Raw genomic sequence first — 19,879 nt, 5'->3', positions numbered from 1 at the left:
TCCAAGCATAGGAGAACGGACCGGGCGGGCGATCGGCGGTACCCGGTGTGCCTCGGCCGTGACCCGGCGGGATGTACGGGCGCGGCGCCCTTGAGGCGGGGCCCCCGAGGCGGCACACTGGACAAGCCAGTCCCACCCGGCACGACAGCGCGCACGATGGTCTCTCAACAACTCCTCGGTCAGTCGACAGCGCTGCCTCGACGACTTGGAGCAAGCATGTTGAACGACGACGTCGTGACAGAGGGCGGCTCGCTGCGCCTCGCGCAGGAGCGTGACCTGATCACCGTCCTCGAGGAGGTCGAGATCAGCATCGACCTCGCCGGCGCGATCGCGGAAGCCACCCAGGTCAAGGCCGTCGCGGAGTCGCTGGGGAGGTCCGACGTCGCCTTCTGGGCCGAAGTCACGGCACTCGACGCGCTGGCCCGCTCGAAGGGTTCTCCCGACGCGATGAGCCGGGGCAAGATCATCCTCGACTGGGCGACGCTGCAGGGCGATGCCCGCCTGGCCAGCCGGTGCCATGCGCTCCTCGCGATGATGAACCTGATCGCCGGCTACTCGGGTGCGGGGGCCGAACACGCCACCATCGCGGTCACTCTCCTCGACGGCACCGAGCAGCCGCGCCTGCTGGCGAAGATGCTGACCCGCCAGGCCCTCGGACTCCTCGCCGCGGGACTGCTGGAGCAGGGTTTCGACGTCTCCCGGCGGGCCCTCGCCCTGGCCGAACAGCTGGACGACCAGGAGCTGCTCTCCCGGCTCGCCTCCAATGCCTTCCATTCGGCGCTCGACGAGCTCATGCCGGATGAGGCCCGCTTCTGGCTGCAGCGGCTCGAGGGAGTCATCGCCGCATCGCCGGACCTGGAGGCGGAACTGAGCGACGTCCTCGCGCGCGGGCACCTCGCCGCCGGCCGCCCGGTGGAGGCCCTCGCCGTCCTGGAGCGGTCCGGTGACATCGGTCCGGCCGATGCCCAGCCCGAGACCCGGGCAGGCCGGATGCTCCTGCTCGCGCAGGCCCACCACGGGCTGGGGAACCTTCCCGCAGCGATCGACGCGCTGGACGAGGCCGACCGGATCACCGTGCACCATGCACTCGAGGAGGTCGCGTCCATGGTCCTCGAGGAGCGCGCCTCCGTTGCCGCGTCCAGCGGGAACCACCAGCTCGCCTACGAACTCCACCGCACGTTCCACCAGGCCGCACGGACCCGCTGGATCGAGACGCGGCGCTCGCAGGTGGACCACCTCTTCGCGGAGCAGAACGTCATCGCGGCGCTGGAGCGGGCCGAGCAGGCAGAGGCCGCGGTCGCCATCGACCCGCTCACCAAGGTACGGAACCGGCGGTGGGTCGAGGACTCCCTGCCCGACGTCGTCCGCGCCTGGCAGACCGGCGGCCCGTGGACGGGGTCCCTGGCCATCCTGGACCTGGACCACTTCAAGCAGGTCAACGACCGTTTCGGGCACCACGCGGGCGACGACGTCCTGGTCGCCGTCGCGGGGTGTCTGCAGGAGTGCCGGGGCGTCCGTGATGTCGCGCGCATTGGCGGCGAGGAGTTCCTGCTGGTCCTGCAGCAGCACGCCGACCAGGAGCAGGTGGCCCGGGACGTCCTGTCCGCCGTCCGCGCCCTGCGCTGGCCGCACGTCGATCCCGAACTGCGCCTCACGGCGAGCATCGGCTTCGCGGGGTGCGAGCAGGGGCCGGTGGCAGCCCTCCTGCGCGAGGCGGACCGCCACCTCTACCGTGCCAAGCGGGCCGGCCGGAACCGCGCCGAGGGCCCCTGGTAGTCGCTTCAGGACTGCCGGGAGAGCCACTCACCGAGCGCTGCCCGCACGAGTTCCGCCCCGCGAGTGCCGCCGTAGTTGGCGGCGAAGCGCGGATCGGACACGTACATCTCCCCCAGCCCACGGATGTACTCCGCCGACAGGGACCCGTCGTCCCCGGTCGGCAGGCCGGGCACGCTGGAGAGCCAGGCGACGTGGCGCCGGGCGAGGGCCTGTGCCTCATCCCCCGCCGGGGAGACACCGCGCGCGGCGGCATCGGTCCATCCCGCGTTGAGCGCCGCGACGACGTCACCGAATGCGGCCTTCTCGTCGTCGCTCTTGCCGCGCCACCAGGAGTCACCCTGCTCGTACGCGTCGCGCCCCCATCGCTGCTCGACCTCGTCCCTGTACTGCGTGTGGTCGAATCCGTTGAACATCTTCTCCGGCATCGGTTCTTCTCCCTGTTCGAGGGCCTCCACCGTGGTGAGGACCGCAGTGATCTGCCGGTCGAGCCGTTGCTGCTCGCCGCGGAGGTGGTCGAGGTGGCGGCGCAGGGCGACTGCCGGTGCGTCCGCGGATCCGTCGTCGAGCACGTCGCGGATGACCGGCAGCGGCAGCCCCAGGGACCGCAGCAGCAGGATGCGCTGGAGCCGCACGAGGGTGTCCGCGTCGTAGTACCGGTAGCCGTTGGCCCCCACACGGGACGGTTCGAGCAGCCCGACGTCGCCGTAGTGGCGCAGGGTCCTGCTCGTCGTCCCCGTCAGGCGCGCGACGGTCGTGATCGGATAGTCCACCTGTTCCCGTCCTCCCCCGGGCCCATCGGGCGCCCGTGGGAACAACGGTAGGAGTTGACGCTGCGTCAAGGTCAAGGGCGGCCCGGACAGTTCGTGTGCCCACGCGCGGACGGCCGGCCCACCTCCCGGGGTCGGGCTCCTGCTATCCCTGTCCCGCTGCGCGGATCAGCTGTACCAGAACCACTGCGGCGGGCGCCATGACGCCGGCACCGCATGGGCGTTGAACGTGCCGCACTCGGAGCAGGTGTAGCTGGTGCTCGCGGGGATGAGATCGGTGGAGTGTTCCGCCTGGCGCGCGGGGACGAACTCCTCGAAGATCAGGTAGTCGTCGGTGCGGCATCGGGGGCAGGAGGGTGCTTCGCCCATCTCGAGGGGTGAGAAGGGCGAACTGCTCGTGCGCAGGCTCCGCCCGTGATCGATTGTTGTCATAGGATTCACCGTTTCGGTCTTGCAACCGGCGCTGGGTGCAAGTAGTAAGGGTACTTATAGCTAAAATATAGACGCCGGCTACGCGTTCCGGAAGCACGGAATACGTGCTGGCGAGGAGCTCGTGGATGCCCGCCGGCTGGCACAATGGCCCTATGACGGCCAGGTCCCCGCGCTCCGCAGCGGCATTGTCCCCCGAGAAGGCGGCCCCCCTGCGGCGCGCCCTCGCAGCAAGCGGGGACGTCACCGTCTTCGTCGACGGTACGGCCCACCGGTTGCCGGACGAGGCCCAGGCAGCCGTCGTCGACCTGCTCGCGCGCCTGTCCGACGGCGACGCGGTCCAGGTGACGTCGGTCGCCGAGCTGCTGACCACCTCGCAGGCCGCAGAACTCGCCGGCATCTCGCACAGCTACCTCCGCAAACTCACCGACGCGGGAACCCTCGCGGTGGAGTACCGCGGGTCCCACCGCCGCATCCGCAGGTCCGACGTCGAGGACTGGCTCCGCAGCCAGTTGCGCCGCAGGGAAGCCTCCGCCGCGTCGACCGCTCCACCGGCAGCAGGGGATGCCACGCGAGAATCCGTGGCCGAGCCCGAGGACCTGCCCGCCTGACGGGACGCCGGCCGGATCCGTCTCCGGCCGGTCAGGACTGCTCGAACCGGGGGCGGGACCTCCACCTCCGCGCCTTCAGCGCCAGGTGCAGCTCCAGCCGCACCATCCCGGCGAGCGGGTCGACGCCGATGACCGAACGGATCCTGCTCAGCCGGTTGTAGACGCTGCTGCGATGCAGGTGCAGCTGGGCGGCCACGTCCTGCACCGAGCCGTTCTTGTCATAGAGCAGCTCGAGCACCGGCAGGAGCTCGTCCAGGCGGTCGGCCTCGCTCAACTCGGCGAAATGCACGCTGCCGAGGGCGGGGGCCTGCCAGCCCACGGCGCCGAGGAACTGGTAGACGCCGATGTCGGAGTACGGGCAGACCCTGGCGAGGTTGGGATCCACCGCGCCCGCCTGCACGGCATGCTGCGCCTGCTGGAAAGCCTCTTCGAGGCTGCGTGGATCGGCGGCCGGTTCGCTCAGGCCGAGCACCATCCGGCCCGCGGGCCGGCCCGCCCGCTTGGCCACCTCTGCCCGGTAGCCGTCCAGGACGTGCTCCAGCACGCTGCGTCCGACCTCCGGCGCGCAGAGCAGGACGGAGAAGGCGGCCGCTCCTGCACTGAAGAGGACGGGCGCGACGCCGACGGTCGCCTGGAGTGCGAGCGTGCGGTGGAGGAGGGCTGCCTCGTGGGGGTCGTCGCCGACGCCGTCGGACAGCTCGTGCACCACCGCGAGGCGCCAGGGACCGTGCCCGCCGAGTTCGCGCCACCCCCGCAGCTCGTCGACGGCGCCCGCGACCCCCCGGCACGCCGCGAGGAAGGTCGCCTCCCGCTGCGTACGCCGCGCCGAGGATGCCGTATCGGTCTCGAGGAGCAACTCCGCGAGCCGGTCGATGGTCGGCCGGACCGAGGGGAGGACGGCGAGGATCTCGGCGGCGGGATCGTCGGTGGACTGCTGCTGCACCCAGAGGTAGCCCACCCGGAAGCCCCGCACGAGCAACGGGACGCAGACGCGTCCCAGCATGCCGAGATCGTCGTTGGCGGGGACGGCGACGGCACGCACGGCCTGCGCGATGCCGTGGCGGAGCTGCCACTCGCTGACGTCGGCGGGGACCTTCTTGCTCAGCAGGAAGTTCACGCGGACCCGGTCCGCCGAGGTCTGGTGGCTGCTGTAGGCGAGGAGCACGCCGTCGGGATCCTCGAGGGAGAGGCCGCGGCCGAGCTTCTGAGCGATGGACTCGACGACATCCTCGATGGCCTGGTTCTGCACAGGCCAACACTAGGCGGAAGCGTCACCCGAAGCGACATCTGCCGCCCCGGGACTCGACATCTGTCGATGGCATTCTCTCGCCTCCGTCTGCTAGTGGCCCAGCTCACAATGCGTCACTGCCCGGGATCCCGGGCTCGACGCCGGTTCCGTCCTGGCCCCTCCGCTCCGAGCCGTCGGCCGGGGACCCCGGAACCCGCCCACGGGCCCCGGCGCGGTCCCTATTCTGGACCTACCCCCGTCCGCCCGATCGCACCCGTGGAGAACCCAAATGATCATCGGCGTCCCCAAAGAAGTGAAGAACAACGAGTTCCGTGTAGCCATCACTGCATCCGGCGTGCACGAGTTCCGGGCCCGCGGGCACGTCGTGCTCGTGGAACGCGGCGCCGGGATCGGCTCGAGCATCACCGACGCGGAATACGAGGCCGCCGGCGCGGAACTCGTGGAGGCGGCCGACGACGTCTGGGCACGTGCCGACATGGTGATGAAGGTCAAGGAACCCGTCGCCGCCGAGTACCACCGCTTCCGGAAGGGGCTCATCCTCTTCACCTACCTCCACCTCGCGGCGGAACCGGAACTGACCCGGGCACTCCTCGACGCAGGCGTGACGGCCATCGCCTACGAGACCGTCCAGGACGGTCGGGCCCTCCCCCTGCTCGCACCGATGTCCGAGGTGGCCGGACGCCTGTCCGTGCAGGTGGGAGCCCAGGTGATGACCGCCCCCGCCGGCGGTCCCGGTCTGCTGCTCGGCGGCGTCGCGGGCGTCCGCGCTGCCAAGGTGGTGGTCCTCGGAGCCGGAGTCGCCGGGACCAACGCGACGGCGATGGCCGTGGGCACAGGGGCGGATGTCACCATCCTCGACATCGACATCGCACGTCTGCGCGAGCTCGACGCCCTGTACGCCGGACGCGTCCGGACCGTGGCATCGAACTCCCTCGAGATCGAGAAGTCGGTCCTCGAGGCCGACCTCGTCATCGGCTCCGTCCTCATCCCGGGAGCCCGGGCGCCGAAGCTCGTGACCAATGCGCTCGTGGCCCGCATGAAGCCGGGCAGCGTCCTCGTCGACATCGCCGTGGACCAGGGCGGGTGCTTCGAGGACTCCCGGGTCACCACGCACGAGGACCCCACGTTCACCGTCCACGGCTCGCTCTTCTACTGCGTCGGCAACATGCCGGGCGCCGTGCCGAACACCTCGACCTACGCCCTGACCAACGTGACCCTCCGCTACGCCGTCGCGCTCGCGGACAGGGGGGTCCGGGGGGCCTTCGAGGCCGACGCCGCACTCGCCCGCGGGCTGAACGTCGCCGCCGGCAGGGTGGCCCACCACTCGGTGTCCCAGGCACACGGCCTGGAGCTGGCCGAGGACTGGAGCCGGCTGGTCTAGTCTCCACGACAGGGTTCCGCAGCGCCGGTCCACCCGGCTCGTCCGGGACCACCCGGAAGCCGGCGGGAGCTACCGGCGCCGGGCGGGGAACGACGCGTGGACCTGCTCGATGATCCGCACGACGGCGAGCGCGTCCTCGGCCGCAACCGGTACCGGCCCGCCCTCGATCGCCGCTGCGACGCCCTCGTAGAAGGACGGATAGGCGCCGGGGTCGATCGGGACCGGTTCGAGGTGCCCGTCGCGTCCGAGCAGCCCGTGCGCGCCGGCCTGCACACCGGTCACGGTGCCAGGGGGCATCCCCGCCGCGAGCAGGCCCTCCTGCGGATCCGTCCCGAGGACGGTGAGGCCCGCGTCGTCCCCGGTCACGCGGAAGCGGGAGCGGACCTGCGGCGCGAGCGTCCCGGCGTGCAGGGTACTCGTCACACCACCGAGGTGCTGGAGCACGAGGAAGACCGTGTCGTCCGCCGTTCCGCCCGCCCGGTCGATCCGCAGGTCCGCGAACGCCGGGACGGCGGGGCCGAACAGGATGAGCGCCTGATCGATGAGATGCGGGCCGAGGTCGTAGAGGATTCCCCCGCCGGCACCGGGCCCGGCATCCCGCTTCCACGGCTTGGAGATGGACGGCTTCCAGGACTCCATCGCGGACTCGAAGGTCCGGATCCGGCCCAGCGCCCCCGACTCCACCGTGGACAGCACGGTGAGGTAATCGCCGTCCCACCGACGGTTGGAGAAGGGTACGAGCAGGCGCCCGGCCGCCTGCGCCGCCTCGATCAGGCGCTCGCCGTCGTCCGCGTGCACCACGAAGGGCTTGTCGAGCACCACGTGCAGCCCCCTGCCGAGGGCCGCGGCGGCCAGGGCGGCGTGGGTCGCGTTGGGCGTGCTGATCACGGCCAGGTCCAGGTCCGGCACCGCCGCGAGTGCCTCGTCGAGGCTGCCGATGACGGCGGCGTCGGGGTAGGCGGTGCGGGCGGCCCGCCTGCGGTCCGCGCTGCGGACCACGACGGCGGCGAGCTCGAAGCGGGGATCGTGGGCGATCAGCGGGGCGTGGAAGACCCTGCCACCGTGGCCGAACCCGACCAGCACGGTGCTGATAGCTCCGCGAGCTCCCTGCACCACGCGACCACCGTCCTCTTCTCGCCACCGGACTCGTGGCCGGCGGTGTTCAGTGTACGTGGGCTCCGGCCGGGGGCTGCCCGTGCGGTCCTGACGCCAGCGACGTGACCAGCACCCGCCAGGAGGCCTGGAGCCGGGCCGTGGACATGCCCCTGGACTCCTGCAGATGGAGCAGGAGGCCCGCATTGAGGAACGCGGCCAGCTGGTAGGCGCCGAGCTCCGGATCCGGCGCTCCGATCTGGCGCAGCAGCATGGACAGGTGCAGCCGGACGAGCTGCTGCGTCGGATGCTCCAGGTCCGCACCGCCCTGCTGCTCGGCGGCCCGCAGGATCTGTCCGTCGAAGCGCATCCTCTCGATGCTCGCCTCCCCGAAGGCCACCAGCCGATCGAGGGGGAGGGCCCCCGGGCCCAGCGGTGGCGGCCCCGCCATGAAGGCCTGCTGGAACGAACGGCCCGCATGGTCGGCGAGGGCGTGCATCAGGCCCGCCCTGTTCCCGAACCGGCGGAAGACCGTCCCCTTGCCTACGCCCGCCCGCCGCGCCACGGCGTCCGTGGTCAGCTTGTCCGGACCGCAGGACGCCACGATCTCGGCCGCGGCATCGAGGAGGAGCCTCCGGTTGCGCGCGGCATCGGTCCGTTCTCCGTCGTCTCCCGGAACCCGGAGCAATCCCTCGCCCTGCATCCCGCAACTATAGCGGCGGAATAAAACGGACCACGGTCCGCTTGAACAGGACAGACGCAGTACGCGCTCCTCTTTCGTCTCGACCTCACACCCCTGGGAGAACCGATGTCCACCACGATCCTGACCCTGGTCGGCAGCCTTCGCGAAGGCTCCATCAACCGCCAGCTCGCCGAAGCCGCCGTGGAGCACGCTCCCGATTCCGTCGACGTCGTCACCTTCGACGCCCTGAGCGAGGTCCCCTTCTACAACGAGGACATCGACAACGACGTCGACCGCCCGAAGGCCGCGGACGACCTCCGCGCCGCCGCCGCGGACGCCGACGCCCTGCTGCTCGTCTCCCCCGAGTACAACGGCACCATGCCCGCCGTGCTCAAGAACGCGATCGACTGGCTGTCCCGTCCCTACGGTGCCGGTGCCATCTCGAGCAAGCCCGCCGCCGTCATCGGATCCGCCTTCGGCCAGTACGGCGGAGTCTGGGCCCACGATGAGGCCCGCCGCGCCCTCGGGGTGGCCGGAGCCTCCGTGGTCGACGACGCCAAGCTGTCCATCGGCGGCTCGATCACCCGTTTCGCCGAGCTGCACCCGAAGGACGACAGCGAAGTAGCCGGTCAGGTGAGCGAGATCCTCGCCGCCCTGGCCGGTGCCACCACACCTGTGGCAGCCTGACTCCCGTACGACGCGAAAGACGCCGGCGCACTGCGCCGGCGTCTTTCGTCATTCCTGCCGCTGATCCGTCCCGTCAGTGCCAGAGGTTGTCCGCCCACGCGGCATCACGGAGGTAGTCCCGGGCCGGACCGATCTCCCAGAGCTGGCCCTGCGACTCGAGGACGCCGTCGTTCTGCATCGACTCGACCGCCTCCGAGGAGCACCCGAGGGCCTCCGAGAGATCGGCATCGTCAACGGCTAGCACGATGGTGTTCCTTGCATTCATGGTGCAGTCCTTCGCTCGATGGGTCGTGGCGGGACGGACCCTACTGGGGGTTGCGCGTCCCGTTCATCATGACGACCTGCGGCTTCCAGGTCCGTGCGTACAGTCCCAGTGCGGCCTCTTCGCGGGCCACGAAACCGAGACGATTGAGGGCCATGTGCGCCTGGTAGACCGTGAGGTGCTGGGCACTGCGGCTCACCCGCACCTTGTCGGCGCGGTAGAGGTAGGTATCGAGCGCCCGGTACCAGCGTCGCCGCCAGTTGAGCACCGCTGATTCGGCGGCGGTCGCGGCCATCAGGGCGTGGAATCCCGATGCCTTGGAGGCGACCTGGGCGGTCATCGCCTCACGAACACCGGCGGCACGGGGGCCCACGTCGGCAGTGCAGGTGCGCAGGTGGCTGTCCCAGTAGAAGTCCCACGAAAGCCGCCGCCGGTCGGGCCAGCCCGCCGAACGGGGACCGCGCATCATGCTCTGGGCGGCATCGAACAGGACGAGCGCGCCGAGCGCCGAGCGGCCGTGGATGCGCGGGAAGCGCTGGTTGGCCCAGACAGCGAGTTCGGAGCTGAGCTCGAAGACCTCCTCCGCCAGGTCGAGGCCCTCCACGCCGCCGTACTTGACGAGATTCGCCTCCAGTTGCGGATCCGCCATCTCCTGGCCGCCGGAATAGTAGGTGTTGCCCGCAGGGGACGTGAACTGCTGCCGGACCGCCAGCAGCGGAAGGGTCCGTGCACTGCGGACCTGGAGCGCGCGCTGGAAGGCGCGGAGCCGCTCGAGGACCCGGGGATGGGCATGGATGCTGAGCCTGACCTGGCTGACGACGCCGGTGGATGCATCCTCGCACCGGATGAAGTACCAGCGCTTCGCGCCGAGTGCCTGTGCCTGCGCCACCAGCGGGGTGACCAGCTCTTCGATGATGCCGTCCGCTACATCGAAGCCACCCGTCGAGAGGGAGAGATGCCACCATTGAGTGCTGACTGTCGTTCGTGAGGCGGTTCGAACGGCTGTCACCTGACTCATGGCTCTCTCCTTCAGGGTCTGTGGTCACCCCCGCTGGGGCGGGTTCCGGGTGGGGCCGCCGGGCTCTAGTCCGGGGCTCCCTGTTACTTGGGCCAGTCCCAGCTGCTCGCCGTCGGCTGGCTCTTCGGCCAATCCCAGCTGGCTGCGCCGACGGACTGGCCTGCCGGCACAACAGCCCCCACCAGGATCAACAGGCCTGCCGTTGCGCCGAGTACCTTCTTCATGGCGATCCTTCCTTGCCCGCTGTCCGGGAGGTCGAGCTGTCCGGCACTGCGACTCCGCAGTACCCGTTTCCTTCGGGGAGCCGTCGGGCTTCCCTGTGAACCGGCTCAACCAGAATGTCCGCCGGCGGCAGGTGGTGTCCAGCAGTACGGGTGGCCGTTTGTGGACATGACGCGAAGCGGACTCGGGCGCCCGGACCGGGCGGTCGGCCGGTGCGGTTTCGCGCCGGGATTCCGCGGAAAGACGATGGAATTGTCCTCCTACGGCACGGCGGAATTGCCAGCCGCACCGAACTGTCATTAACTGGACATGTCATGTTTTTCACGACATCGTGATGCTGCCGGCCGCCCGGTGGCCGGGGACGAGGACTGCTCATGCTGGATGCGACGTCGCTCGAGGTCTACCGGTACGCCGTCGGGCATCCCGGCTGGACGCGCGCCGATGCGTCCGAAGCGCTGGGCCTGACCCTGCGCCGCATCGACACGGCCATCGGTGAACTGTCCGGGCGGCGGCTCCTCAGCCCGCAGGCGGGCAACGGGGAGGGATTCGTGGCCGTGTCGCCCGACGTCGCCCTGGCCGATCTCGTCGACGCCGACGAGCGCGCCCTGCAGGACCTGAGGGCCCGGATCAGCGGCCGGCGCCGTGAACTCTCGAGCCTCCTCCCCACGTTCCTCGAAGCACGGAAGAGTGTCCTCGCCAGCACCTCCGTCGAGACTCTCGAGGACCCCCACCTCATCCATCGGGTCCTCATCGACTACGGTCGTGATGTCACGGAGAAGGTCTACATCGCCCAGCCAGGGCAGGGTTCGACGGCGGACGTCCACGAGGAGAGCGTGCGCAAGGACCTGGAGCTGCTGGAGAACGGGGTGCGGCGGCGGACGCTCTACGACACGAGCACGCGTGACCACGTGCCCACCCGCAAGGCCGTCGAGGCCATCGCGGCCGGCGGCGGCGAATTCGGCGTCCTGCCCTTCATCCCCCTGCGCATGCTGATCTTCGACGACAAGCTCGCCCTCGTGGGCCGCCAGCTGACCCGCGACGACAAGGCCGCCCTGGTCATCCGGGACCACAGCCTCATCAACATCTTCACGCACCTGTTCGACATCGCCTGGGAGGTCAGCGAGTCCTTCCTCGCTCCCCAGCAGGTCGAGTCACCGCTCAGCAGCATGCAGCGCTCGATCATCCAGGGCCTGGCCAACGGCCTGTCCGACGAGTCGATCGCCCGCCGCCTGGACATCAACGTGAGGACCTGCCGACGACACATCGCGTGGATGCTCGAGACCCTCCGGGCCGACAGCCGGTTCCAGGCTGCGCTCAAGGCGCGTGAGGCCGGCTGGGTCTGATCGGCACCGGCATCGGCAGCATCGGCGGGGAACGCACCATCGGTCAACAGCTGTTGCCTGACGGTGAACCCGGGCCTAGACTCTGGGCGTGACGTCCTCCAGCGAAGCCTCCGCCGACCTCCTGCCCGCCGAGACCGAAGCCGCCCTCGAACGAGCAGTCGATTCCGCCAACCGCCACGATCAGCTCTTCTCGCTGCGGGCGGCCAACATCAAGCAGTCCGCGGTGCGCGATGTCTTCGACATCTCGATCCGCCCGGGCCTCGTCTCCCTTGCGGGAGGGAGTCCCTACCTGAAGTCCCTGCCGCTCGAGGACCTCGGGCGCACCGCCCAGAAGATCATCGCCGAGCACGGCCTCGAAGCCCTGCAGTACGGCGGCGGGCAGGGGATGACCGAGCTGCGCGAACTGGTCTGCGACGTCATGGCCGCAGAGGGCATCGAAGGCGCCCACCCCGACGACGTCGTGATCACCACGGGCTCGCAGTCGGCGCAGGACGTCGCCGCGAAGGTCTTCTGCAATCCCGGCGACGTGATCCTGTGCGAGGACCCCACCTACGTGGGCGCCCTGAACACGTTCGAGGCCTACGAGGTCGACGTCGTCACCATCCCCATGGACGACGCCGGCCTGATCCCGGACGAGCTCGAGCGCGTCATCACCGAGCTCGAGGCGCAGGGCCGCGCCATCAAACTGCTCTACACCATCCCCAGCTTCAACAACCCGAGCGGCATCACACTGGCTGCCGAGCGTCGCCAGCGCGTCGTCGACATCTGCCGCGCCCACACCATCCTCGTGCTCGAGGACAACCCCTACGGCATGCTCCGGTTCGACGGCGAACCCCTGAAGCCCATGCGCGCCGACAACCCCGACGACGTGATCTACCTCGGCTCCTTCTCGAAGATCTTCGCGCCCGGGGTGCGGCTCGGCTGGGCACTGGTGCCGAAGCACCTCTACCGCCGGTTCTACCTCGCCTGCGAAGCCGTGGTGCTGTGCCCGTCCCCGCTCACGCAGATGCTCGTGACCGCCTACCTCACCGAGTACGACTGGCAGGGACACCTGCGCACCATGCGCAGCCTCTACCGCGAGCGGTGCGACGCCATGCTGGGCGCGCTCGCCGAGGAACTCCCGGAGGGGGTCCACTGGACCAACCCCGACGGCGGGTTCTTCGTCTGGGTCACCCTGCCGGAGGGTATCGACACCTATCCCCTGCTGTACCAGGCGATCGACGCCGGCGTCGTGTTCATCCCCGGAGCCGCATTCACGCCGTCGGACGATCCCTCCAACAAGCTCCGCCTCGCCTTCAGCGCCGTGGCGCCGGAGGACATCGTCGAGGGCGTACGGCGCCTCGCGCCGATCCTGCGCGAGGCGATCGAGGACAACCGACGCTGATGCGGTAGCGCCGGCGTCCGGTCCTTCGACCGCCGCCGGTACGCACGCGGCCGGCCCTCCCGATGCGGGACCGTCAGCGGGGCGGGCGCTTCTGCTGGCGCAGCGTCACCGCGATCGAGATGAGGGCGGCTCCGATCACGAGGATGGACAGCCGCGCCACGGTGCCGAGACCCGGGAAGGCCAGCTGCAGGACGGTCGACGCGAGGAACCCGAGTGCGACGACGAGCAGGAGCCGGCTCAGCGGATAGCGCGCGCGGGGCCGGCGGCCGGGCCCCTCACCGGGTAGCTGCTGGTTCATGAGCCCACCCTAGTCGAGCAGCAGTGCCGGCTCCTCGAGGATGGAGGCGACGTCGGCCATGAACCGTGCGCTCAGGTCGCCGTCGACCACGCGGTGGTCGAAGGACCCTCCGAGCGTGGTGATCCAGCGGGGGATGACCTCGCCGTCGAGGACCCAGGGCTTCTGCTTGATGGTGCCGAACGCGACGATCGCCACCTCCCCCGGGTTGATGATCGGCGTTCCCGTGTCGATGCCGAGGGCACCGATGTTGGTGATCGTCAGCGTGCCGCCCTGCATCTGGGCCGGCTGTGTCCTGCCGGCGCGCGCCGTCGTCGCCAGGTCGTTCAGCGCCAGCGCCAGCTCCTTGAGCGAGAGGTCCTGCGCGTCCTTGATGTTCGGCACCATGAGGCCACGGGGCGTGGCGGCCGCGATCCCGAGGTTCATGAAGTGCTTGACGAGGATCTCGTCATCGGTCCAGGTCGCGTTGACGGAGGGATTGCGTGCCGCGGCCCAGATGACAGCCTTCGCGAGGATCAGCAGCGGCGAGACCTTGATGCCCTCGAAGTCACGCGACGCCTTCAGCCGCTTGACGAACTCCATGGTGCGGGACGCATCGACGTCCACGAAGATACTCACGTGCGGAGCCGTGAAGGCGCTCTGCACCATCGCCCTCGCCGTGGCCTTGCGGACGCCCTTCACCGGGATGCGCTCGATGCGCCCTCCGCCCAGGAGCTTGCGGTCGGCCCAGAAGGACGGGGCGCCGTCCTGTTCGGCGTCGCGCTGGGACTGGTAGCTCATGAGGTCCTGCTTGGTGACCTCGCCCGCCGAACCCGTGGCCGGGACGTCGGCGAGGTTGATGCCGAGGTCGCGCGCGGCCTTGCGGACCGGAGGCTTCGCCAGCACGCGGTTGATCAGCTGGTTGAGCGGATTCGTCCGAGCAGCCGGCTCGGCTTCCGGCCGATCCGGGCTGCCGGCCGGAGGCTCCGGCGGCGCCTGCGGGACGGGTCCCGGTCGTGCGGGGGCCTGCGCGGGGCTGGTCGGCACCGGAAGGCCCGCAGCGGGCGCCTGTGCTTTCCGCGGCCTGCGCTTCACAGCGTCGGCCTTCGGGCCGGTGCCCACGAGGGGACCCGGTGCCGCCTCCGGTGCCGCGGCTCCCGGTCGGTCCGCGTCGGCGCCCGGGCGCGACGGGTGGCCCTGTTCGAGCCCTCCGAGCTCCCCCGGCATGCCGGGTACCGGCACGTCGTCCCCGGCTGCCGATTGCTGGTCGCCGTCGCGCCCTGCCGCGTCCGTACCCGCGCCGGCACCGTCGCGCTGCGGCGCACCGGTGCGCTCTCCGCCGTCGCTCCCGACGCCCGGGCCGGAGGACGCGTCCTCGACCGAGATGATCGGCGTGCCCACCTCGATGGTCTCGCCCTCGGCCACGAGCAGCTCGGACACCGTTCCCGCGTAGGGCGAGGAGAGTTCGACGAGGGACTTCGCGGTCTCGATCTCGCAGATGATGTCGTTGACGGACACCGTGGCGCCGGGGGCCACCTTCCACTGCACGATCTCTGCCTCGGTGAGGCCCTCACCGACGTCGGGCAGGTTGAACGTATTGAGCGTCATGATGGTCCTTCAGTATGCGAAGGCACGGTCGAGTGCCTCGAGGATGCGGTCGATGTCCGGCAGGTACTGCTCCTCCACGCGGGCCACGGGATAGGGCATGTGGAAGCCGCCCACGCGGATGACGGGTGCTTCGAGGGAGAGGAACGCCCGCTCGGAGATCCGTGCGGCGATCTCCCCGCCGATGCCGCCGAACGTGGGGGCCTCGTGCGCGACGACCAGCCGGCCCGTCCGCGTCACCGACTCCGTGACGGTGTCGAAGTCGATCGGCGAGATGGAGCGGAGGTCGATGACCTCGATGCTCCGGCCGTCCTCCTCGGCAGCGGCGGCCGCCGCGAGGGCCACGGGCACCAGCGGCCCGTAGGCGACGACGGTCGCGTCCGTTCCGCGGCGCAGGACCTGGGCGGAGAACGGGTCCGCGGTGGGAGCCGCGGTGTCCACCTCGCCCTTGAGCCAGTAGCGCCGCTTCGGCTCGAAGACGATCACGGGGTCCTCGCAGGTGACGGCCTGCTGGATCATCCAGTAGGCGTCCTGTGCGTTGGACGGCGTGATGATCCGCAGCCCGGCGGTGTGGGCGAAGAGCGCCTCGGGCGACTCGGAGTGGTGCTCGACGCTGCCGATGCCCCCGCCGTAGGGGATCCGGATGACCACGGGCGCGCTGAGCATGCCGTCGCTGCGGGTGCGGAGCTTCGCGAGCTGCGTGGTGATCTGGTTGAAGCCGGGGAAGACGAATCCGTCGAACTGGATCTCGCAGATGGGGCGGTAGCCGCGCAGCGCCAGCCCGATCGCGGTCCCGATGATGCCCGATTCCGCCAGCGGCGAGTCGACGACGCGCAGGGCCCCGAAGTCCTTCTTGAGGCCGTCGGTGACGCGGTACACCCCGCCGAGCTCCCCGATGTCCTCGCCCATGAGCAGGGTCTTCGGGTCGTTCGCGAGCGACGCGCGCAGGCCCTCGTTGATCGCCTTCGCGATGGTCATCGTCGCCATCAGGCGTGCTTCCCTTCATCGGCGAATCCGGCTTCGTACTGCTCGAAGAAGAGCAGCTCCTCCTGGATCAGCGGATGCGGTTCCGCGTACACCGCGGCGAAGCGGTCGGCGAGATCCGGAGCCGTCATGGACAGCACCGCCTCGCGCAGTCCGGTGGCCATGGTGCGGGCCTCGGCGCCGAGGTCCTCGAAGAACGCGTCGTCGGCCATGCCGGTCGAGCGGAGGTAGGCCTCGAGACGGACCAGGGGGTCCCGGGGCTGCCATTCCTGCTCGTCGTGCGACAACCGGTACTTCGTGGGGTCGTCCGCCGTGGTGTGCGCGCTCATGCGGTAGGTGTACGCCTCGATCAGCACCGGCCCCCTGCCGGACCGCGCGTGCTCGAGCGCCCACCGCGTGACCGCTTCGACGGCGACGACGTCGTTGCCGTCGACCCGGATGCCCGGGAACCCGTAGCCCTCGGCCCGCTGCGCGAGGGGCACCCGGGTCTGGACCGTCGAGGGGACGGAGATGGCCCACTGGTTGTTCTGGCAGAAGAACACCACGGGCGCGTCGAAGGACGCGGCGAACACCATGGATTCGTGGATATCTCCCTCGGAGCTCGCGCCGTCGCCGAAGTAGGCGATCGAGGCCGCGGGCGGGAGGGAGGGGTCGGCCAGCTGGTCGCGCTGCATCCCCATCGCGTAGCCGACGGCGTGCAGGGACTGCGCCGCCAGCACCAGCGTGTAGAGGTGGAAGTTCCGCTCCCGGGGGTCCCAGCCGCCGTTGGTCACCCCCCGGAACAGGCGGAGGATCTCGGCGAGTTCGACGCCGCGGGTGAGGGCGACGCCGTGCTCCCGGTAGGTGGGGAAGGCGTAGTCCTGCGGCTCGAGGGCACGGCCGGAGCCGATCTGTGCGGCTTCCTGGCCTGTGAGCGGCACCCAGAGGGCCAACTGGCCCTGGCGCTGCAGCGCCGTCGACTCCTGGTCGAAGCGCCGGATCAGGAACATGTCGCGGTACAGGGACCGCAGGTGGTCGGGGTCGAACGTCGAGAGGTAGGGGGAGAAGTCGACCGGACGGCCGGCGACCTCTGCGCTCAGTCCTGCCGCCATGGTGCCGTCGGCCGCGAGGACCTGGAGCATGTCGATGCCCGGCTCCCGCCGGCTGTCCGCCTCCGCGGGATGCGCAGCCCGCACGACTTCCTCGACCTCGAACTCCGCTGTCGGCAATCGGTTGCCGTTCATACTGCTCCTTACCCGACGCTGTACATTCCTCAATGAGAATGTATGTAGCAAGTCATACATCGGAGAACATATCTTCCGACGACATACTGACCAAGACTAGTCAGCACGTGCCCTCGGGCCTATTTAAGACGACCTCAACCGGCAGCGGGTCGATGCGTGTAGCCTCTGCACAGTTCCAGGAACCGCGTGTTCGCGGCCTCCTCGCCGATGGACACCCGCACTCCCTCCGAGCCGAAGGCACGCACCGACAATGCCTGCTCGCCGGCCTTCGCGGCGAAATCCTGCGCGTGCTCGCCGAGCGCCAGCCACACGAAATTGCCCTCGGCCTCGGGGATGCTCCACCCCAGCCCGCGGAGCCCGTCGACCACGCGGTCGCGTTCGTCCACGATGGACTGCACGCGCGCCTCGACCTCGTCGATGTGGCGCAGCGAGGTCACGGCGGCGTGCTCGGCGATCTGGGAGACGGCGAACGGGACGGCGCTGACCCTCAGGTGCTCGGTGAGCGCCTGCTGCGAGACGGAGTAGCCGACCCGCAGGCCTGCCAGGCCGTGTGCCTTGGAGAACGTCCGGAGCACGATGACGTTCGGGTGGTCCCGGTAGAGGGCGATCCCGTCGACCGCGTCCGGGCGCCGCACGAACTCCTGGTACGCCTCGTCGATGACGACCACGATGTGCGCGGGGACCTTCCCCAGGAAATCGACCACGTCCTGGCGCGTCAGGATGGGCCCGGTGGGGTTGTTCGGCGTGCACAGCAGGATGACGCGGGTGCGGTCCGTGACGGCGGCAGCCATCGCGTCGAGGTCGTGCGTGCCGTCCGCCCGGACCGGCACCTGGACGCCGGCTGCTCCGGCGAGCCCCACGCTGATGGGATAGGCCTCGAAGGAACGCCAGGCGTACACCACCTCGTCGGGGGCGTCGAAGTCGTTCTGGCCGGCGAAGGTCGCGAGGATCTGGTTGAGGGCGCCCAGGCTGCCCGCCCCGGTCACGATGTCGGTGGCGGGAACGCCCAGATAGCCGGCCAGCTCGGTCCGGAGGGCCGTGGTCAGCGGATCCGGGTAGCGGTTGATCGCGGTCTCGGAGGCGATCGCCTCGAGCACGGCGGGCAGGGGCGGCAGCGGGTTCTCGTTCGACGAGAGCTTGAAGCTCTCCATCCCCTCGACGACGACGGGGGGTTTCCCGGCCGCGTAGCGGGGAAGCTGTCCGAGGACGCTTCGGGGATGGACGGCGGCCGGCGCGCGGTCCGCAGCGGACAGGTCATCGGAGGGCGTTGCCGGCAGGTCATCGATCGACGTCATGGAGACAGCCTAGACCGGGTGCCTGCGCCCCGCGCGGGACCTGGGAGGCTTCGCCGGTCCGGGACGCCGGGCCGCCGTGAAGGACGACCGGCCGGCCGTCCCTGCGGCGCCGGCGGTGGCGAGCAGGGCCGCGGCGGGGACCAGGGAGGGTGCGTCACTCGAATCCACGAACCGCGCCCCCGCCGCGTAGTTCTCCAGTTTGTGCGCCGGGCCGAGGCCCCAGGGTTCGGAGGAGCCGTCGTCCCGACGGGTCAGGGCCGGCACCGGATTGCCGAGCGTCACGGTGGTGCGGTGGCGGCCCTCCTCGTTCGCCGTCATGTCGAGCTCGGGCACGGCATCCGCGCGGTGCTCGAGGTGGAGGTACTCGCTGTCGCCGGATGCATGCCATCCCGTGGGAGAGCCCGCCGTCAGGACGAGCTGGACGTCGTAGCGTCGGTCCACCGCCCCCGGCCCGGCCAGGTTCACGGCGTGGAGCCCGCCCTGGCTGTAGCCCGCGATGATCAGGGCATCGCCCGACGCCGCGCCCGCCCGGTCGAGCGCTTCCAGGACGGCCGCCTCGGTGAAGCGGCTGTCCTCTGCCAGGGCTTCCGCGATGCCTCCTTCATCGAAGGGATTGCTGCCGGCGGCACCTTCGGCCGTTCCCACCTGTGTTCCCGGCAGGACGACGACGTACACCGGCCGGTCCTCCGTGCCGGCACGGAGCACCTCGAACGTCCCGGGTTGCTCGGCCTCGACGGCTGCCATCCGGTCGATGATTCCTTCCACGGTCCCGTCGAAGGGGACGGTGTCGCCGACCGCCCCGGCGCGCAGCGAGATGGGGCCGACCTCCAGCAGGTCCGCGTCGATGGCCGAGCGTGCCGCAGCCCGTGCCGCTGCCCCGCTCCCGACCCGGACGGCTTCGAGGGCCGCGACGGCAGCTCGGTCCGCGACGGCATAGGCGGTCAGGCTCGCCCGGAGCCGTTCCTCGGTCGAGGCCAGGGCGCGGCCGTTGTCCGTCGCGGCGGTCCACGCTGCGTCGAGGGAGGCGAGCGCGTTCCCGTAGTGGTGGCCCGCCAGGCTTCCGAGAGGCTGGAGGTGCAGGACCGACCGGGGGAGCTCGCTGACATCCCACCGGAGGTAGCCGAGAGCCATGGCCACGTCCCCTGTATCCGTGGCGAGCAGCGACAGGATCCGCGCAGCCTCCTCGAGCTCCTCCCACTGGAACCGGATCCCGCCGACACCGCCCCGGACGGTCAGCGGGCCGTCGTTACCCTCGACGGGACGGAGCGCGCCGGTCACTGCCCCGCCTGATGGCGGAGCATCTCTGCGTCGCGGACCAGCCGCCCGCACTCACGGAGGTCAGCGGCTGCAGACTCGAGCAGGTCGATCGTGCGGGACAGCTCAAGGCAGCGCTCGGACAGGTAGGACCTGAAATTCCTCCCCGCCGGGGATTCCCAGGACAACAGGCTGACGGCCAGCGCATGCCGACGGATCTCTCCCAGGTCTGCCGCGTGCCGCCGCAGGGCGCCCTCCATCGCGGGAATGTCCGAGCCGGCTGTCACCGGTCCGCCTCGCGTGCCCGCCTCCGGCCGACCGTCCATCGGAGTCCCCTCCCG

21 protein-coding genes are annotated in these 19,879 nt (G+C 70.4%); 6 read left to right on the top strand and 15 right to left on the bottom strand.

The window, feature by feature from the left end; all coding sequences use genetic code 11:
- Positions 1-216: 216 nt before the first annotated feature.
- Positions 217-1,776: a GGDEF domain-containing protein gene (locus tag AC0Z9V_RS16700; protein ID WP_208739165.1), complete on the top strand. Its 1,560-nt coding sequence runs from the start codon at positions 217-219 to the stop codon at positions 1,774-1,776.
- 5 nt (positions 1,777-1,781) lie between these two features.
- On the opposite strand, the gene AC0Z9V_RS16695 is transcribed toward AC0Z9V_RS16700, so the two are convergent.
- Both AC0Z9V_RS16695 and AC0Z9V_RS16690 read right to left on the bottom strand, forming a co-directional pair.
- Entirely contained in the window at positions 1,782-2,546 is a 765-nt protein-coding gene (locus tag AC0Z9V_RS16695; RefSeq protein WP_459269026.1) for a MerR family transcriptional regulator, read from the bottom strand.
- Between the two features lie 165 nt (positions 2,547-2,711).
- Positions 2,712-2,975, bottom strand: a complete 264-nt coding sequence (locus AC0Z9V_RS16690) for a hypothetical protein (RefSeq protein ID WP_133081522.1) — start codon at positions 2,973-2,975, stop codon at positions 2,712-2,714.
- A 152-nt stretch (positions 2,976-3,127) separates the two neighbouring features.
- On the opposite strand from AC0Z9V_RS16690, the gene AC0Z9V_RS16685 reads away from it, so the two are divergent.
- Entirely contained in the window at positions 3,128-3,583 is a 456-nt protein-coding gene (locus AC0Z9V_RS16685; RefSeq protein ID WP_485142179.1) for a helix-turn-helix domain-containing protein, read from the top strand.
- 31 nt (positions 3,584-3,614) lie between these two features.
- Here the strand turns inward: AC0Z9V_RS16685 and AC0Z9V_RS16680 are convergent, their stop codons facing one another.
- Positions 3,615-4,832, bottom strand: a complete 1,218-nt coding sequence (locus AC0Z9V_RS16680; protein ID WP_133081524.1) for a PucR family transcriptional regulator — start codon at positions 4,830-4,832, stop codon at positions 3,615-3,617.
- A 268-nt stretch (positions 4,833-5,100) separates the two neighbouring features.
- Between AC0Z9V_RS16680 and ald the strand changes: the two genes are divergently transcribed.
- Positions 5,101-6,213, top strand: coding sequence for an alanine dehydrogenase (gene ald, locus AC0Z9V_RS16675; RefSeq protein ID WP_133081525.1), 1,113 nt, complete (start codon positions 5,101-5,103; stop codon positions 6,211-6,213).
- A 69-nt stretch (positions 6,214-6,282) separates the two neighbouring features.
- Here the strand turns inward: ald and AC0Z9V_RS16670 are convergent, their stop codons facing one another.
- Both AC0Z9V_RS16670 and AC0Z9V_RS16665 read right to left on the bottom strand, forming a co-directional pair.
- Positions 6,283-7,329 (bottom strand): Gfo/Idh/MocA family protein, encoded by a 1,047-nt coding sequence (locus AC0Z9V_RS16670; protein WP_485142178.1) that lies wholly within the window; start codon positions 7,327-7,329, stop codon positions 6,283-6,285.
- Between the two features lie 46 nt (positions 7,330-7,375).
- A complete protein-coding gene (locus tag AC0Z9V_RS16665; RefSeq protein WP_133081527.1) occupies positions 7,376-8,008 on the bottom strand; it encodes a TetR/AcrR family transcriptional regulator in 633 nt (210 codons plus the stop codon).
- A gap of 105 nt (positions 8,009-8,113) precedes the next feature.
- Here AC0Z9V_RS16665 and AC0Z9V_RS16660 point away from each other — a divergent pair, with 105 nt between their 5' ends.
- Positions 8,114-8,674: an NAD(P)H-dependent oxidoreductase gene (locus AC0Z9V_RS16660; protein WP_133081528.1), complete on the top strand. Its 561-nt coding sequence runs from the start codon at positions 8,114-8,116 to the stop codon at positions 8,672-8,674.
- 73 nt (positions 8,675-8,747) lie between these two features.
- Here AC0Z9V_RS16660 and AC0Z9V_RS16655 read toward each other — a convergent pair whose 3' ends face one another.
- From AC0Z9V_RS16655 to AC0Z9V_RS16645, 3 genes are all read right to left on the bottom strand, one after another.
- On the bottom strand, positions 8,748-8,918 hold the full coding sequence (locus AC0Z9V_RS16655; RefSeq protein ID WP_485142177.1) for a hypothetical protein: 171 nt from the start codon (positions 8,916-8,918) through the stop codon (positions 8,748-8,750).
- 61 nt (positions 8,919-8,979) lie between these two features.
- On the bottom strand, positions 8,980-9,954 hold the full coding sequence (locus AC0Z9V_RS16650; RefSeq protein ID WP_485142176.1) for a lantibiotic dehydratase C-terminal domain-containing protein: 975 nt from the start codon (positions 9,952-9,954) through the stop codon (positions 8,980-8,982).
- Positions 9,955-10,037: 83 nt separating this feature from the next.
- Entirely contained in the window at positions 10,038-10,178 is a 141-nt protein-coding gene (locus AC0Z9V_RS16645) for a hypothetical protein (RefSeq protein WP_485142175.1), read from the bottom strand.
- 372 nt (positions 10,179-10,550) lie between these two features.
- On the opposite strand from AC0Z9V_RS16645, the gene AC0Z9V_RS16640 reads away from it, so the two are divergent.
- Entirely contained in the window at positions 10,551-11,519 is a 969-nt protein-coding gene (locus AC0Z9V_RS16640; protein WP_133081530.1) for a LuxR C-terminal-related transcriptional regulator, read from the top strand.
- A gap of 88 nt (positions 11,520-11,607) precedes the next feature.
- A complete protein-coding gene (locus tag AC0Z9V_RS16635) occupies positions 11,608-12,903 on the top strand; it encodes an aminotransferase-like domain-containing protein (protein WP_485142174.1) in 1,296 nt (431 codons plus the stop codon).
- A 73-nt stretch (positions 12,904-12,976) separates the two neighbouring features.
- Here the strand turns inward: AC0Z9V_RS16635 and AC0Z9V_RS16630 are convergent, their stop codons facing one another.
- The 7 genes from AC0Z9V_RS16630 to AC0Z9V_RS16600 form a co-directional block, all read right to left on the bottom strand.
- On the bottom strand, positions 12,977-13,201 hold the full coding sequence (locus AC0Z9V_RS16630) for a hypothetical protein (protein ID WP_133081532.1): 225 nt from the start codon (positions 13,199-13,201) through the stop codon (positions 12,977-12,979).
- Positions 13,202-13,210: 9 nt separating this feature from the next.
- Entirely contained in the window at positions 13,211-14,785 is a 1,575-nt protein-coding gene (locus tag AC0Z9V_RS16625) for a dihydrolipoamide acetyltransferase family protein (RefSeq protein ID WP_485142173.1), read from the bottom strand.
- Positions 14,786-14,794: 9 nt separating this feature from the next.
- Positions 14,795-15,769: an alpha-ketoacid dehydrogenase subunit beta gene (locus tag AC0Z9V_RS16620; RefSeq protein ID WP_133081534.1), complete on the bottom strand. Its 975-nt coding sequence runs from the start codon at positions 15,767-15,769 to the stop codon at positions 14,795-14,797.
- Positions 15,769-16,989, bottom strand: a complete 1,221-nt coding sequence (pdhA, locus tag AC0Z9V_RS16615; RefSeq protein WP_485142172.1) for a pyruvate dehydrogenase (acetyl-transferring) E1 component subunit alpha — start codon at positions 16,987-16,989, stop codon at positions 15,769-15,771. Before pdhA ends, AC0Z9V_RS16620 begins: the two co-directional genes overlap by 1 nt.
- Before the next feature lie 134 nt (positions 16,990-17,123).
- On the bottom strand, positions 17,124-18,284 hold the full coding sequence (locus AC0Z9V_RS16610) for a histidinol-phosphate transaminase (protein WP_485142171.1): 1,161 nt from the start codon (positions 18,282-18,284) through the stop codon (positions 17,124-17,126).
- Positions 18,285-18,293: 9 nt separating this feature from the next.
- Positions 18,294-19,562, bottom strand: coding sequence for a hypothetical protein (locus AC0Z9V_RS16605; RefSeq protein ID WP_485142170.1), 1,269 nt, complete (start codon positions 19,560-19,562; stop codon positions 18,294-18,296).
- Positions 19,559-19,825, bottom strand: coding sequence for a hypothetical protein (locus AC0Z9V_RS16600; RefSeq protein WP_133081537.1), 267 nt, complete (start codon positions 19,823-19,825; stop codon positions 19,559-19,561). Before AC0Z9V_RS16600 ends, AC0Z9V_RS16605 begins: the two co-directional genes overlap by 4 nt.
- Positions 19,826-19,879: the final 54 nt, after the last annotated feature.

It is taken from the genome of Arthrobacter sp. UYP4 (genome assembly GCF_057291175.1).
The sequence above is the reverse complement of the archived record's forward strand: the minus strand, read 5'-3'. Positions and strand labels throughout refer to the sequence as shown.